The organism is Hymenobacter terricola (assembly GCF_017921975.2).
GTDB lineage: Bacteria > Bacteroidota > Bacteroidia > Cytophagales > Hymenobacteraceae > Hymenobacter > Hymenobacter terricola.
Genome location: NZ_JAGEMO020000229.1, coordinates 1 through 238, shown reverse-complemented (window position 1 = coordinate 238; position 238 = coordinate 1). Strand labels below are relative to the sequence as shown.

Below are 238 nucleotides of genomic sequence, written 5' to 3'. Positions count from 1 at the left end.
AGGATGTAGTCTCCGGTCTGGCCATGCCGGGGAGCGTCATTGCCCTCCATATAGCGGCATCCGATGCCGTCGAGGAGGCCGCGGATAAGCTGCCCGTTGTCGGTGATGCGCGTCCACTTCTTGCTCCCGCTCACGATAAAGGTATGGACTCGGATCTCATTGCCGTTCCTGCTGTCGTTGACAAAAACGTGTTCCCTGGTATGTACGTTCACATGGCCGTCCTTCTTAAGACATACCT

At 56.3% G+C, this 238-nt stretch carries 1 protein-coding gene; it reads right to left on the bottom strand.

What is annotated here, in order from left to right; translation table 11 throughout:
• On the bottom strand, positions 1 to 212 hold a 212-nt coding region (locus tag J4G38_RS28360; protein WP_226164190.1), incomplete at its 3' end, for a hypothetical protein.
• Between the last annotated feature and the right edge of the window lie 26 nt (positions 213 to 238).